Below are 14,740 nucleotides of genomic sequence, written 5' to 3'. Positions count from 1 at the left end.
GGCGGGGCTCACAGCAGGATGCGCACGGGGTTTTCGATCAGCGCGCGGAAGGCGGCCAGCCAGCGTGCGCCGACCGCGCCGTCCACGACGCGATGGTCGGCCGACAGCGTCACCGTCATCAGGGTGGCGGCAACCAGTTGACCATCGTCGTCGACCACCGGCCGGCGTTCGGCCGCGCCGACGGCCAGGATGGCGGCCTGCGGCGGATTGATGATGGCGGCGAACTGGCTGATGCCGTACATGCCCAGGTTGCTGACCGTCAGCGAGCCGCCGGTGAACTCCTCGGGCTTTAAGCGATTGACCTTGGCGCGCTTGGCCAGTTCGACGATCTCTGCCGCGACGGCGGACAGGGATTTCACGTCGGCGTCGCGCACGATGGGCGTGACCAGGCCGCCGTCCGTGGCCACCGCCACCGAGATGTCCGCGCCGGCGTGATATTCGATGTCATCGTCGTGCCAGGACGCGTTGACCTCGGGCACCTCGCGCAGCGCCAGCGCGGCGGCGCGGACGATGAAGTCATTGACCGACAACTTCACCGCGCCGCCGTGGTTGGCCTGCGCGCGCAGGGCCAGCAGCGCGTCCATGCGGCAGTCGACGGTCAGGTAGAAGTGCGGCACGTGCTGCTTGCTTTCGGTAAGGCGGCGCGCAATGGCGCGGCGCATGCCGGTGTGCGGCACGCGGCGCGCGGCGGGGCGGCCGGCGAGCGGCGCGGTGGCGGGCGCTGCGGCTGGCGCGCGGTCACGCGCCAACTCGACATCGCGCCGCACAATGCGGCCATGCGGACCGGTGCCGGTGACGCCAAGCAGGTCGACGTGCCATTGCGCGGCAAGGCGCCGGGCGACGGGGCTGGCGAAGAGGCGGCCGCCGGGAACGGCAGCGGTCGAGGATGCGGACGCGCTGCCGGCTTGCTGCGAGGCAGTGGCAGCGCCGGACGCGACGTTGCCGGCCACAGCCGTTTGCCCTGTCGGCGCTCCGGCGTTCGGTGCCCCGCCGGCCGACGCTGCACCAGCCGACGTTCCGCCCGCCGCCGAGGCAGCCGTCGCCGCCCCAGCCGACGCCCCAGCCGACGCTCCAGCCGACGCTCCAGCAGCCGATTCCGTCGCCGCCGCCGCGCCACCCTGCTCAGCCAGCGCACGATCAATCGCCGCCGCGTCTTCACCATCCGCGATCAGCACGCCGATCACGGTGTTGATCGGCACCGACGCCGGCCCGGCCTGGACCACGATGCGGCCCAGCACGCCGGCCTGTTCGGCGTTGATCTCGACGATGGCCTTTTCGGTTTCGACTTCCGCCAGCGCATCGCCGACGGCAACGCGATCGCCTTCCTGCTTGAGCCACTGATGCAGGATGCCGCCCGAGGCGTCGGCGGCTACGGATGGGAGTTTGATGAGGGTTGCCACGATGTTCTTCCTATTCAGCGGCACCGGCCAGGTCGGGCCGGTACGCGGCGGGGTCGTCGTATTCGACGAGTTCGAGCACATTGCCTTCGGGGTCGCGGAAGAAGGCGAGCCACGTGCCGGGCCGCACTTCCATGGGCGCGGGCGCGCTGTCGAAGACGACGCCCTTCGATTCCAGATCGCGCACCACGCCGCGCAGGTCGCGCACGATGAAGGTGAGGTAGGCGGCGCCCTGGCGGTCCAGAATCGCCGCGCCGCGCACAGCGGGTTCAGGGGCAACGGCCGGTTGCAGCAGCTTGATGCGCTCGCCGTACGGCGTCTGCAGACGCGCGACGTCATAGCCGTGCGCCGTGAGGCCCGTTGCCTGCGCCTTGCCGGCGGGCACCGTCACGCGGTTCACCAGCGTCAATCCCATGACGCCGGTGTAGAACGCGGCCAGCGCATCCAGGTCTGTGCAGCAGATGCCGACTTCCATCGGCACGGTCATGTGCAGGGCGCTCATGACGGTTCCCCCAGATCGGCCAGCACGTCGGCCAGGCCCGCCATCACCTCGTCGGTGTCGGCAAACGCCGCGCGTTCCAGCACCTTCGAGATGCTGGGCGAGGCCTCGCCGCCGGTGACGCGCTTGACCGGCTGGTCCAGCCAGTCGAAGTAGCGGCGCTGGATCTCGTCGGCCAGCATGGCGCCGTAGGACGTGCCGCGCGCGCCTTGCTCCACGATCAGCACGTTGTTGGTCTTCTGGATGCTGGCGCCGATGGTGTCCCAGTCCAGGCTGGCGCGGTCCAGCGTGCGCAGGTCGATGACTTCGGCGTCCACGCCCGCCTGTTCGGCGGCCGCCAGCGCGCGGCTGACCATGGACAGGTACGTCAGGATGGTGACCTTGCCGCCTTCGCGGCGCACTTGTGCGCGGCCGAAGGGAATGGCGTAGTCCAGGTCGCCGTCGGGCACGTCGCCCGAAGACGCATACAGATCCACGTGCTCGATGACCAGCACCGGATCCTTGGACGCAAGCGCCGTGTTCATCAGGCCGACGTAATCGTGCGGCGTGGACGGGGCAACGATGCGCCAGCCGGGCGCCGTGGCGAAGATGCCGGCCGGGTCCATCGAATGCTGCGAGCCGTAGCCCGTGCCCATCGCGACCTTGGTGCGCAGCACGAACGGCACGTCGATGTCGCCGCCGAACATGTGACGCGCCTTGCCGATCTGGTTGAAGATCTGGTCGGCCGCGACCCACATGAAGTCGGGGTACATGAATTCCACGACGGGCTTGTAGCGGCCGTCCATCGCCAGCCCGCCGCCCAGTCCGGCAAAGGCGTTCTCGGAGATCGGCGTGCCCAGCACACGATCCGGGTACTTGTCCTTCAAGCCGCGCGTGGCGCCGTTGGTGCCGCCCTTCAGGCGGTGCACGTCCTCGCCCAGTACGACGACGCCGGGGTCGGTTTCCATGCGGCGATCCAGCACGTCGGCCACCGCATCGACGAACTTGCGCGTCACCTTCGCGCCGGTGTGGTCGGCGGCTTCCTGGTAGCGCAGGCCTTCCAGTTCAGCGCCGTCGCTGCGCAGGCCCACGTCGCGGAAATCGGGGCTGGGCCACAGGTCGGCGCGCACGCGGCGCTTGCCGCTGTCCGCCGCTTCCGTCAGGCGGCCGGACACGTCCTTCATCACGTCCTTGCAGCGCTGGCGCAGGGCATCCACCTCGGCCTGCGTGACGAGCTTGCGAGCGATCATTTCCGAGGCGATGCGGTCCAGCGGATCGCGCTGGCGCCACTGCGCCTCTTCGTCCTTGGTGCGGTAGCCGAAGGCGCTGCCGGGGAAGGGGCCGTTCTGGTGGAAGAAGCGGTAGACGTCCACTTCGACAATGGTCGGACCGTTGCCGGCACGCATGTGTGCCACAGCCTCCGACATAGCCAGGTGCACGGCCAGCGGATCCATGCCGTCGACTTTCCAGGACGGAATGTTGAAGGCCAGCCCGCGCGCGGACAGGCGCGGCTCGGCGGTGGACTCTTCCACGGTGGTGGACACGGCGTAGCGGTTGTTCTCGATGAAGAAGCACAGCGGCGTCTTCCACGCGGCGGTCAGGTTCATCGTTTCCAGGACCGACCCGATGTTGACCGCGCCGTCGCCAAAGTACGTGACGGCTACGCGGTCCGTGCCCGCATGTTTGTGCGCCCAGCCCGCGCCGGCGGCCAGCGGCACGCCGCCGCCAACGATCGCGTTGGTGCCCAATGCGCCGGCTTCCAGCCAGCGCAAGTGCATGCTGCCGCCGCGGCCGCGGCAGTAGCCGTTGGCCAGGCCCATGATCTCGGCCAGCGTCTTGTGCAGGACTTCGTCGATGGCGGGCGTCAGCGGGGTGCGCGGATCCAGTCCAAGCGGCGCGACGTGTTGCAGCGCCTTCGCCAGGAACTGGTGATGGCCGCGATGCGAGCCGTTGATCTGGTCGCCTGCGCCCAGGGCCAGCACCGAACCGACGGCGCCGCCTTCCTGGCCCACCGACGAGTGCGCGGGGCCGTGCACCAGGCCTTCGGCGGCCAGCTCCAGCACGGCTTCCTCGAAAGCGCGGATCCAGTGCAGTTGGGTCAGCATCGTGCCGAGCAGCGCGGGGTCAGCCTGCTGCCAGTCCGAGGCCTCGGCCGTCAGTTGCCGCCAGGGCGCCTGGGGCTCAAGCGGTTGGTAGGTGGCCATGAATGAATCTCCAGAGTGTTTTTGTAAGCGTCGGGGGCAATCAGAGGTAGCTGTAGCGGCTCCAGCCGCCGTCGGCCACCAGGGTGTGTCCGGTGATGTAGGCGGCCTGGCGCGACGCCAGGAAAACCGCCAGGTCGGCCATTTCGGCCGGCTGCGCCATGCGGCGTAGCGGCGTGCGTTGCTTGAGGCGTTCGGGATCCAGCCGGCCGCGCGCCGCCAGGTCGCGCACCAGGTCGGTTTCGACGTAGCCCGGCGCCAGCGCATTGACGCGCACGCCCGCGGGGCCCCATTCGACGGCCAGCGTCTCGGTCAGCAGCACCACCGCGCCCTTGGTGGCGCAGTAGGCCGCACGGTCGGGGGCGGCCACCACGCCGTACATGGAGGCCAGGTTGATGATGCTGCCCGAGCCCGCGGGCACCATGCGCCGGCCCGCGGCCTGCGCGCACAGGAAGACGCCGGTCAGGTTGATGTCCACGGCGCGCCGCCATTCGTCCACGGTGACTTCCAGCGTGGGCTTGTTGGCCGAGATGCCGGCGTTGTTGACCAGCACGTCGATGCCGCCCCAGGTCTCGGCAACCTGCGCGAAGGCGCGTTCGACCGCGTCGGCGTCGGTGACGGACGCCCGCACGGCCATGGCCTGCGCGCCGGTTCCCGTTGCCGCCAGACTTGCGACAGCCGCCTCCAGCGCGGCGGCGTCCATGTCCAGCAGCGCGACGCGCGCACCCTGGCGCGCAAACGCCTGCGCCGTGCTGTAGCCGATGCCCTTCGCGCCGCCGGTGATGACGACCGTCTGGCCGCGCAGCTCCGGATGGATGACTTCAGTGGTGTTGTCCACGATGTGTGCCTGTAATGGATGAGTACGTGGGCTGGCTAGACCGCCAGCCATTCCTGGACGACGTCCTGGCGCTCATGGAGCTGCGCGGGCGGTCCTTCGAACACGATGCGGCCGTGGCCCATCACGCTCACGCGCGTGGACACCTTCAGCGCGATCGTCAGCTTCTGCTCGACCAGCACCACCGACACACCCTGCTTGTGGATATCCCGGATGACGTCGGCGATCACCTCGACGATCTTGGGCGCCAGGCCTTCGGTGGGCTCGTCGATCAGGATGACCTTGGGGTTGCCCAGCAGCGAGCGGCACATGGTCAGCATCTGCTGCTCGCCGCCCGACAGGTTGCCGGCCTTCGTGCTGCTGCGTTCCTTCAGGCGCGGGAAGTAGTCGAACATCTGCGCCACGGTCCAGTACGGCGCATCGTCGCGCCGGGGCTGCTCGCCCATGCGCAGGTTCTCGTCCACCGTCAGGTTGGCGAACACCTCGCGTTCTTCGGGCACGAAGGCCAGGCCGGCGCGCGCGATCTCGAAGGGGCGCTTGTTGGTGATGTCGCGGCCTTCGATGGCAATGCGGCCGCCGGTCACGTCCACCAGCCCCATGATGCTTTTCATGGTGGTGGAGCGGCCCGCGCCGTTGCGGCCCAGCAGGCTGACCACTTCGCCGCGCCCGATCGACAGGTCGATGCCGTGCAGGATGTGGCTCTTGCCATAGTGGGCATGCACGCCCTGCAGCGACAAGAGGGGGGATTGCGTCGTCATACCGTTTCCTCTCCCAGGTAGGCCTCGCGCACGCGGCCGTCGCCGCGGATCGCGGCGGGCGTGCCGGTAGCCAGGATCTCGCCGTAGACCAGCACGCTGATGCGATCGGCCAGCGAGAACACCACCTGCATGTCGTGTTCGACGATCAGCAGGGTGCAGTCGCGCGTTACGTCCTTGATGAGTTCGACCGTGTAGTCGACCTCGTGCTGCGACATGCCGGCCATGGGTTCGTCCAGCAAAATTACCTTCGGGCGCGACGCCAGCGTCATGCCGATTTCCAGCGAGCGCTGCTCGGAGTAGTTCAGGTCGCCGGCCGCCGTGTCCTGCTTGGCCGTCAACCGCACCTTTTCCAGCAGGCGGTCCACGTCTTCATTGACGGCGCGGTTGCGCGCAATCGGCCGCCAGAAGTTGTAGACCAGCCCGTGCATGCGCAGCACCGCCAGCCGCAGGTTCTCGCGCACCGACAGGCGCGGGAACACGTTGGTGATCTGGAACGAGCGCGCAAGGCCAAGCCGGTTGATGGCCTCGGGCGCCAGGCCGCCGATGGACCGCGAGCGCAGGCTGATTTCGCCCGACGTGGGCGCGAACGAGCCCGACATCAGGTGAAACAGCGTGGACTTGCCCGCGCCATTCGGGCCGATGACGGCGTGGCGTTCGCCGGCTTCGATCGCCAGGTTCACGCCGCGGATGATCTGCGCTTCACCAAAGGATTTGCGCACGTCGGTCAGGGTCAGGATCTCGTGGCTCATTTGGCGGGCTCCAGCAGAGGGGCGGCTTCCCCGGCGTCACGCCACAGGGTCAGCGCCCAGCGGCAGACGGCAAGGCCGGCGGCGAACAACGCCACCGGCACCAGCCAGGTCGACACGGCAAGCGGCGCCCACTCCTGGCCGAACAGCGGGATGGCGGGCCAGCCGGCCTCGGGGTTCATGGCGAGGAGGGCGCGGTAATCGCGCGCGAACATGCGTTGCAAGAGTTCGACGGTGAAGACGGTGGCGCCGGTCAGCAGCAGACCCCCGGCCACCGACACCGCGGCGCGTGGCAGCCAGTTAGTCAGTCCGCGCTCGCGCAGCGATTTGGCCGCGCGCTGCACCAGTCCGACCAGGCCGTCCGGCACGAACAGCATCACCAGCACGAACAGAATGCCTTGATACAGCAGCCAGGACCGCGTGATGTCGGCCAGCGTCTGCGACAGGAACGTCAGGATGGACGCGCCCAGCACCGGACCCAGGAACGCGTTGACGCCGCCGATGTAGGCGAACAGCACCGCGTCAGTGGACAGCTTGACCTCGAACAGCACGTAGTTGCCGGCCTCGATGTTCAGCGCCTGCAGGCCGCCCGCAATGCCGGCAAACATCGCCGACAGCGCGAACACCATGGTCTTGAGTGCATGCGGGCGGTAGCCCAGGTAGCGCAGGCGGTTGGCGTTTTCGCGCAGGCCCAGCGTCAGGCGGCCCAGCGGCGTGCGCGTCAGGCCGTACAGCGCGGCCAGCGACACCACCACCCACGCTAGCACCAGGTAATAGACCTCGATGTCGGAGCCGAAGGTAAAGCCCCACGCAGGCATGCGCATGGCGGATACGCCTGCCTCGCCGCCGAAGACGCCTTTCAGATGCGGGGCCAGCGCGTGCAGCAGTTCGGCCAGCGCCAGCGTGATCATCGAAAAGTACACGCCTGACCGCATGGTGGCGAACCAGCCGGCGACCACGCCGAACAGCAGCCCGGCCACGCCGCCCACGAGCGGCATCAGGGGCGTGGGCAGCAGTCCCGCGCCGCCCAGCGCATTCATCGCATGGATGGTGGCAAAGGTGCCGACGCCAAAGTATGCGGCATGACCGAACGACAGCATTCCGCCCTGGCCTGCCAGCAGGTTGAAGGCGCAGGCAAACAGTGCGGCAATCAGCATCTGCACGGCCGCCACGAGCTGGCCGGCGGGCAGCAGCCACGGCAGCGCGCATAGCGCGGCCACACACAGGATCAACAGCAGCGCGCCCGTGGCGCGGCCGGTGGAGGTAGCGGTATGGCTCATGCCTGCTCTCCCTTCAGTCCCGACGGCTTGACCAGCAGCACCACCAGCATCAGCAGAAACGGCAGCGTCGCGGCCAGGCTGGAGATCTTCACCGTCATCAGGCCACCCACGCTTTCGGCCCAGTCACGCGCGCCGAACAGGCCGAACAACGTCGCCAGGCTGGCGTCGATGCCGACCGAGAACGAGCTGATCAGCCCGATCAACAGCGAGGCGATCATGGCGCCTTCCAGCGAACCCAGTCCGCCGACCACGACCACCACGAACACCAGCACGCCCAGTTCCAGCGCCATGTTCGGGTTGGTTGTGTAGAACGCGCCCGCCACCGCGCCGGCAAGGCCCGCCATCGCGGCGCCCACGCCGAACACGCTCATGAAGACGAGCGGCACGTTGTGGCCCAGCGCCTCGGCCATGCGCGGACGGTAGATGGCCGAGCGCACCACGATGCCCACACGGGTGCGCGACAGCAGCAGGTAGATCACCGCAAACATCGCGATCGACACGCCGCCCATCAGCAGGCGGTAGAACGGATAATCCGCGTCGAACACGCGGAACGCCGCGAAGTTCAGGAACTGCGGCACGCGGTAGTCGACGGGAAAATCGCCGTAGAAAAGCTTGACCAGCTCGGCGACGATGAACGCCAGCCCGAAGGTCACCAGCAGTTCCTGCGCGTGGCCAAACCTGTGCACGCGGCGCAGAAAAAAACGTTCGACGCCCATGCCCAGCACGCCCGAAATGATCGTGGCCAGCACGAGGGCCGCCCAGAAGCCCGTGACGGGCGTCAGCGTGTAGGCGGCGTAGGCGCCAATCATGTAGAACGAGGCGTGCGCAAAGTTCAGCACGCCCATCATTCCGAAAATCAATGTCAGGCCTGCTGACACCATGAATAGCAGCAGGCCGTAGATCACGCCGTTCAACAGCGAGACGGTAAAGTATTCCATGTCCGCTCCAGGATTCTTGCGCGGGACGCCGGGCGTCCCGCGAGCGATTGCGCACGTTGTTTTTGCCCGGCCCGCGCCGGGTGTGCGCTTGTCATGTGCCGGCGGCGGCCCGTTCGCGTTTCAGCGCAAAGGCCGCCGCGCCGGCATCACTTCGGACGTTGCATCTTGCAGGTGGCCTGCACCGGCGCGGACACGTCGGCCGCGGCCAGCACCTTGACCGGTTCAAAGCCCATGTCGGTGCCGTCCGCCTTGTACTTGGCGTTCTTGCTGACCTTGGACACGACCATCGGCAGTTGCACCTGGTGGTCTTCGGCGCGCATCGTGTAGTCGCCCAGCGCGGACTTGTAGGTGACCTGCTCCAGCGCGACGGCCAGTTCGGGCACCGACAGCTTGCCGTCCTTGGGCTTGACCTGCTTTAAGGCTTCGCCCAGGAAGCGAACGCCGATCACGGTCTGCGGCTCGGTGTAGCTGGGGTAGTGGCCGGTCTTGGACTTGTAGTCCTCGGCAAACTTCGCGCCTTCCTCGCCCGCGGCCTCGATGTTGTACGGGTGCGCGATGTAATGGCCCATCGCGACTTCGCCGGCGTTGGCCAGGTTGCCCACCTGGTCCAGGAACACCGTGGCAAAGCGCACCTTCAGGCCGGCGGCCTGCGTGGCCTTCATCAGCAGCAGCAGGTCGTTGGACCAGTTGCCGGTGATCACCGTGTCCGGCGTGGCCGAACGGATGCGCGCCACGTACGGTGCGAAGTCCTGGATCTTGTTGACCTCGTGCAGCGTCTTGCCCACCACCTCGTAGCCGTAGTCCTTGGCAAAGCGCTCGGTCGCGCCTTCCATGTCCTGGCCCCAGGAGTAGTTCTGGTTGATGGCGTACACGCGCTTGCCCAGCGTGCCGTCGGCCGACATCACCGACGCCAGCGCCTTCACGCGCAGGTCGGCGTTGGTGGTGAAGCGGAAATGGTAGAAGTGGCACTTCTGGCCGGTCAGCTCAAGCGCCTCGCCGCCCACGTTCAAGAAGACGATTTCCTTGCCGGGATTGCGCAGGTTGTGCTTGCGCACGTCTTCCGTCAGCTGGCCCGAAATGGCCGATGACGACCCTTGCACCAGCACTTGCACGCCCTCGGCGGCAGCGGCGCGGAAGCGGTCGGAGGCGCCCACGGGGCCGCCCTGGTTATCGAACTCCACCAGTTCCAGCGGCTGGCCGTTCCAGCCGCCGGCCGCGTTGATGCGATCCAGCTCGTATTTGACGGCGGCACGGAACATCAGGCCGGTCGAGGCCTGCGGGCCCGACAGCGTTTCGATCAGGCCGATCTTGACGGGCGCGGCGTGGGCGGTGGCGGCGAGTCCGGCCAGGCACAGCAGACCGGTGGTGAAAGCCAATTTCATGCGTGTCTCCTCCGTTGAACGGGAGTGTGGTGATTGCGTGGGTCAGGCAGGCGCGCGCGCCGCATCGCCGCCGCGCCGCAAGGGCACGAAAGCGATGGGGAGCGAAGACGGGGGGATGGCGGCGGCCACGGTCGCACAAGGCGCCGGGGCGAAACGCCAGCCGGACAGGGCACGAAGCCGCCGGGGCGTCTGAAGGGGCGCCGTCGGACGTGCCGAGGGCGCGGATGCGGTCATGCTGCCGGTGAAGTTCACCTGGTTGTCCCCTGCCTGTTTATGCGGCGTGTCGCCGTGTTTTTCTGACTGACTTGCCTGAAAACGTCCGTTGATTTACGCTGTCAGCACAAGTTGTCAGGCAACTTTATCAAGTTGTCCGATAAATCATAGGCCAGGCGTTTTTCTCGTGTCAAGCAACGGATTCAGCAGTTCAATCAGAATTTGCACCGTTGCCGCGACAGCGCCGCGGACCGCTAAAAACAGCTTCAGGAGACAGGATGATTTCGTTTGAGGGGCAGGTTGCCGCCATCACTGGCGCGGGCAACGGCATCGGGCTGGCGACGGCACGCCTCATGGCCGCGCACGGCGCGCGGCTGGTGCTGACTGACATCGACAACGCGCGGCTGGAGGAGGTGGCGGCAGAGCTCGACCCCGCCGGGCAGCGCGTCTACACGCATGCGCTGGACGTGTCGGTGTCGCACGATTGCGAACGGGTGTTTGAGGCGGCGGCCAAGCATTTCGGTGGGCTGGATCACCTGGTCCACTGCGCGGGCATCTACCCGGAACAGCTCGTCAAGGACACCAGCGACGAGTCCTGGCGCACGCTGATGCGCGTGAATCTGGACGGCACGTTCTACGTGTGCCGCGCCGCCCAGCGCCATCTGCGCCACGACGGTTCGATCGTCCTGTTGACGTCGCTGGCCGCGCAGCGCGGCAGCTATGCGCACGCTGCCTATTCCGCGTCCAAGGGCGCGGTCCAGAGCTTCACCCGCAGCCTGGCATTGGAACTGGCCCCGCAGATCCGCGTGAATGCGGTGGCGCCCGGCATCATCGCCACGTCCATGACGCATGACCTGATCGGGCAGAAGGGCGCGCAGTTGCTGGAAAGCACGCCGCTGCGCCGCTTCGGCACGGCCGAGGAGATCGCGGGCACTATCGCGTTCCTGTGCTCGCCGCTGGCGTCATTTGTGACGGGCGAGGTCATGCAGGTCAATGGCGGGATCTACATCGCTTAAAGTGCAGGAACGCGGCGCGCCGGGACGAACCGGCAAATCTATAATTTCCAAGGCGCTGCCGCGAAGATGCCTGTCAGGACCCCCACGCGAGACATTCCTATAAACATGGCCGCCGCACCCGCGCGCCGCCCTCACGTTTGAAGATCCCCATGCAGCCCAGTCAAGAATCCGATCCGACGCGCGCCGCGCCTCGCAGTTCGCTATCCGCGGCGGTGGCGGATGCCCTGGCCGACCAGATACGCCAAGGCGTGCTGGCCCCCGGCGACCGTCTGCCTACCGAAAAGCAATTGACCGAAATGCATTCGGTCAGCCGCGCGGTCGTGCGCGAAGCCCTGGCTCGCCTTAAATCCGAAGGCCTGGTCACGTCGCAGCAAGGCAGCGGCGTGTTCGTCGATCCGAACTTCCAGAAGAACGCCTTTCGCATCGCCGCGCCCACGCCGGGCGACAACCAGGACCTGGAACACATCCTTGAGCTGATGCTGTCCATCGAGGTCACGGCGGCGCGCTATGCGGCGCAGCGGCGCACCGATCCTGATTTGAAAAAGATGCGGCAGGCGCTGGTGGGCATGGAGTACGCGCTCATCAACGACAAGCTGGGCGACGAGGAAGACTACCAATTTCACCAGGCCATCGTGCAGGCCACGCACAACCCGCATCTGGTGGCGCTGAACGATTATCTGGAAGCGAACGTGCGGCGCGTCATCCGGAGTGCGCGCAACAACACCGCGCGGATGTATGCAGAGCGCATGGCCGCGGTGCAGAGTGAGCATCAGGTCATCTTCGCGGCCATCGAAGCCGGGGACCCCGATGCGGCGGGGCGTGCGGCCGAACAGCATCTGCGCAACGCGGCGGACCGGCTGCGGTTGTTTCAGGCGGAGCGCCCGGCGCCGGTCTAGCGTGCCTCGGTCTGGCGCGCCCCGGTCTGATCCCATGACGAGCGCGCCGTCCTTTACGCGAAGGTCTGCTCCATCTCGCGCCGGAACTGCACCGCCGTCGAGCGTTCGTCGTATTCCACATCGCGCCAGCGGATCGCCTGCGACTGGCGCACGGGATTCTTCAGTTTGACCTTGTTCGACAACCCCAGCGGCAGATAGCCTTCCTCGACCGAATCGGGGGCTGGCATCAAGCGCCCGTACACCGTGTAGCCGCCTTCGCCGTCCAGGATCTGGCCGGCTTGCAGGTCGCGCTTGGCCGTCGCCACGACGTCACCATGCCAGCCGGCCGGCGCACCCGTCGGCTCGCGCCGCAGGCCTACGCTGGCCACGCTGATGCCCAACTCCAGCCCGATCAGGTGGTACGGCTTGTACATGGCGGTGAAATTGCCGCTCGGATCGGTGACCAGGCCATATTCCTGGAAGCAGCGCCGCACGTAGTCGCTGTCGGCCGCCAGCGTGACATACACGCCCCAGCGCAGGTCCCGGAACACCGGCCGGCCGTCGCGTTCCAGCGACGAAATCACCTCGACCTGGCCGCGATGGTGCAGCATGCCGCCATCTTCGCGGGGACGCAGCACGCGCGCCAGGTCGTCCACGCCGCACGGCGGAAAGTGCAGGCCGGACGGCGAGGGCAGCAGGCCCGTGGCATTGGAGACGGCCGCCATCTCGATGGCGCTCTTGGTGCCATCCAGAAAGCTGTTGAACATCTGCGCGTTGAAGTCGCCCGCCGCCACCATTTCCGCCGTGAAGCCGTAATAGGGCCAGACGGTATCGGGTGTGGACGTATGGAATTCCGGCAGGTACTTGGTGCCCTTGCCGGCGGCCATGACTTCAAAACCGCTGGCGCGCGCCCAGTCCACCATTTCGCAGATCAGCGCAGGCTGGTCGCCGTAGGCCAGCGAATAGACGATGCCCGCCTCGCGGGCGCGGCGCGCCAGCAGCGGGCCGGCCAGCGCGTCGGCTTCGACATTGACCATGATGATGTGCTTGCCGTATTCGCAGCAGGTCAGCACGTGCGTGATGCCGGCCGCGGCCTGGCCGGTCGCGTCGATGACGATGTCTACGTCGGGACTGGCGATGACGGTGCGCGCATCGTCGCAGAAATAGACCTTGCCGTTCTTGTACGCGTCATTGATGCTGCTGGCGTTGAGCGCGCCCGCGGGCCAGCCGACCCGGGTCAGCGCGGCGCGAGCCCGGTCCGGCACCAGGTCCGCGACGGCGACCAGCCGCATCCCCGGCGTGCGCGGGGCCTGACTCATGAACATGGCGCCGAACTTTCCGGCGCCCAACAATGCGACGCGCAGCGGCTTGTGGTCGGCTTCTCGCTGCTTGAGCAGACGGTACAGATTCATGGCGCGGGCTCCTCCTGGGTGGGGCGTACGACTCCACAGGATAGTCCCAAACGATGACGCCTGAACAGGACTCAGGCATCTGCCGTATAGAGCTCGCCGGCCAGCACGTTGCGCCAGTTCTGCCAGGTGATGCGCGGGCGGTCCGTCACCTCGCGGTTGTAGGGCGCGTCAAACAGGATGTGCTTCCAGCGCGGCCGCACGGCGCCTTCGATATGCGGCTTGTCGTCGATGAGCAGATGGCCCTGCACCAGCGTCTTGTCCTTGGTCAGGATCAGCCGGTTGGTGGCTTCGCGGCCCAGATTCTTTTCCACCCACAGGTATTTTTCGGCGACGCAGTTTTCAAACTGCGACAGCGGCGACGAGCAGATCCGCACATCCATGCCAAGCGCCAGCAGTTCCTTGACCGCGTCCAGCGCGCCGGGCACGGGCGGCAGATTGCGGATGAAACCCGGCGCGGTGTAGATCGCCTCGGCCAGACCGCGTAGTTCGGGGCCGTAATCCTCGCGGATGTAGAAGGACTTGCGGTCCTCGAACGCGATGGGCGCGATGTCCGGGTGGCGTTCGCGCCAGGCGTCGATGAAGGCGTGTTCGAAATCGGCCAGCACGCCGTCTTGATCCAGCAGGATGATCATGGGGGTCCCAAACGTTGGCAACCGTAGGATTGTGCCCTAGCCGACCAGCGGCCGGGATTGCGCCACGATGCGGTAACGGCTGCCGCCGGTCAGCGATTCGGACGCGACCAGCACCATGCGGTCGTAGCGCCAGTCGAGCGGCGCGGGTGCGTCGCCGGGCGGCTCGGCGTGGGTGATGTTGCGCAGCAATGTGACGTGCGGGCGGAACGGCTGGGTCGGCGGGGTCAGTCCATAGCCGGACAGCCACTGCCAGAGATCGTCGTGGGCCTGCTGCAGCCCCGGGGGCGTCTCGGCGGGACCCGCCCAAAGAATGCGCTGGCGGTGGAAGACCCCGTAGCGGTCCAGCCGCACATCGCCCGGCGTCAGGCGGCGTTCGGGCGTGGCGGCCGCCAGCTCGTCGGCCAGGGCGCTGTCGACGGGCCCCAGGAAGGCGAGCGTCAGATGCAGCGTCTCGGTGCGCATGGCGCGTCCGCCCATGGCCGGCTTTGCGGCTTCCGCCCAGCCGGCCAGCGACGCCGCAAGCGGGGGAGACGGCCACAGCGCGTAGAAGAGGCGGATGGTGGACATGCGCTGATTG

At 67.4% G+C, this 14,740-nt stretch carries 14 protein-coding genes; 2 read left to right on the top strand and 12 right to left on the bottom strand.

The genetic code is table 11. From position 1 onward, the window contains the following. Positions 1-8: 8 nt before the first annotated feature. The 9 genes from B2W22_RS20900 to B2W22_RS20860 all read right to left on the bottom strand — a co-directional run bounded on the left by B2W22_RS20900 (position 9) and on the right by B2W22_RS20860 (position 10,015). Complete coding sequence (locus B2W22_RS20900; RefSeq protein ID WP_286939417.1) at positions 9-1,400, bottom strand: pyruvate dehydrogenase complex dihydrolipoamide acetyltransferase; 1,392 nt, start codon at positions 1,398-1,400, stop codon at positions 9-11. A 10-nt stretch (positions 1,401-1,410) separates the two neighbouring features. Further along, a complete protein-coding gene (locus B2W22_RS20895) occupies positions 1,411-1,899 on the bottom strand; it encodes a VOC family protein (protein ID WP_286939416.1) in 489 nt (162 codons plus the stop codon). Next, positions 1,896-4,079 carry an alpha-ketoacid dehydrogenase subunit alpha/beta gene (locus tag B2W22_RS20890; protein WP_286939415.1) on the bottom strand — a complete coding sequence of 728 codons (2,184 nt, stop codon included), beginning with the start codon at positions 4,077-4,079 and terminating at the stop codon, positions 1,896-1,898. The genes B2W22_RS20895 and B2W22_RS20890 overlap by 4 nt, the downstream gene beginning before the upstream one ends. Positions 4,080-4,119: 40 nt before the next feature. Beyond that, positions 4,120-4,914, bottom strand: coding sequence for an SDR family NAD(P)-dependent oxidoreductase (locus B2W22_RS20885; protein WP_286939414.1), 795 nt, complete (start codon positions 4,912-4,914; stop codon positions 4,120-4,122). 35 nt (positions 4,915-4,949) lie between these two features. Further along, positions 4,950-5,669 carry an ABC transporter ATP-binding protein gene (locus B2W22_RS20880; RefSeq protein WP_056559753.1) on the bottom strand — a complete coding sequence of 240 codons (720 nt, stop codon included), beginning with the start codon at positions 5,667-5,669 and terminating at the stop codon, positions 4,950-4,952. Next, on the bottom strand, positions 5,666-6,418 hold the full coding sequence (locus B2W22_RS20875; protein ID WP_286939413.1) for an ABC transporter ATP-binding protein: 753 nt from the start codon (positions 6,416-6,418) through the stop codon (positions 5,666-5,668). Before B2W22_RS20875 ends, B2W22_RS20880 begins: the two co-directional genes overlap by 4 nt. Further along, positions 6,415-7,695, bottom strand: coding sequence for a branched-chain amino acid ABC transporter permease (locus B2W22_RS20870; protein ID WP_286939412.1), 1,281 nt, complete (start codon positions 7,693-7,695; stop codon positions 6,415-6,417). The genes B2W22_RS20875 and B2W22_RS20870 overlap by 4 nt, the downstream gene beginning before the upstream one ends. After that, positions 7,692-8,633, bottom strand: a complete 942-nt coding sequence (locus B2W22_RS20865; protein WP_286939411.1) for a branched-chain amino acid ABC transporter permease — start codon at positions 8,631-8,633, stop codon at positions 7,692-7,694. Before B2W22_RS20865 ends, B2W22_RS20870 begins: the two co-directional genes overlap by 4 nt. Positions 8,634-8,779: 146 nt before the next feature. Next, positions 8,780-10,015, bottom strand: coding sequence for a branched-chain amino acid ABC transporter substrate-binding protein (locus B2W22_RS20860; protein WP_175184861.1), 1,236 nt, complete (start codon positions 10,013-10,015; stop codon positions 8,780-8,782). Between the two features lie 491 nt (positions 10,016-10,506). Between B2W22_RS20860 and B2W22_RS20855 the strand changes: the two genes are divergently transcribed. Both B2W22_RS20855 and B2W22_RS20850 read left to right on the top strand, forming a co-directional pair. Continuing rightward, a complete protein-coding gene (locus B2W22_RS20855; RefSeq protein WP_286939410.1) occupies positions 10,507-11,244 on the top strand; it encodes an SDR family NAD(P)-dependent oxidoreductase in 738 nt (245 codons plus the stop codon). A 149-nt stretch (positions 11,245-11,393) separates the two neighbouring features. After that, positions 11,394-12,140 (top strand): FadR/GntR family transcriptional regulator, encoded by a 747-nt coding sequence (locus tag B2W22_RS20850; RefSeq protein ID WP_175122192.1) that lies wholly within the window; start codon positions 11,394-11,396, stop codon positions 12,138-12,140. A gap of 53 nt (positions 12,141-12,193) precedes the next feature. Here B2W22_RS20850 and B2W22_RS20845 read toward each other — a convergent pair whose 3' ends face one another. From B2W22_RS20845 to thpR, 3 genes are all read right to left on the bottom strand, one after another. After that, a complete protein-coding gene (locus tag B2W22_RS20845) occupies positions 12,194-13,531 on the bottom strand; it encodes an NAD(P)H-dependent oxidoreductase (protein WP_056559741.1) in 1,338 nt (445 codons plus the stop codon). 71 nt (positions 13,532-13,602) lie between these two features. Further along, the gene (locus tag B2W22_RS20840) at positions 13,603-14,163 is read right to left on the bottom strand and encodes a 5'-3'-deoxyribonucleotidase (RefSeq protein WP_286939408.1); all 561 of its coding nucleotides are present in this window, start codon (positions 14,161-14,163) and stop codon (positions 13,603-13,605) included. 36 nt (positions 14,164-14,199) lie between these two features. Further along, positions 14,200-14,730, bottom strand: a complete 531-nt coding sequence (gene thpR / locus B2W22_RS20835) for an RNA 2',3'-cyclic phosphodiesterase (RefSeq protein WP_286939407.1) — start codon at positions 14,728-14,730, stop codon at positions 14,200-14,202. Positions 14,731-14,740: the final 10 nt, after the last annotated feature.

Origin of the sequence: Achromobacter sp. UBA4530, from assembly GCF_002388205.1 — a bacterium.
Lineage (GTDB): Bacteria > Pseudomonadota > Gammaproteobacteria > Burkholderiales > Burkholderiaceae_B > Achromobacter > Achromobacter animicus.
The sequence above is the reverse complement of the archived record's forward strand: the minus strand, read 5'-3'. Positions and strand labels throughout refer to the sequence as shown.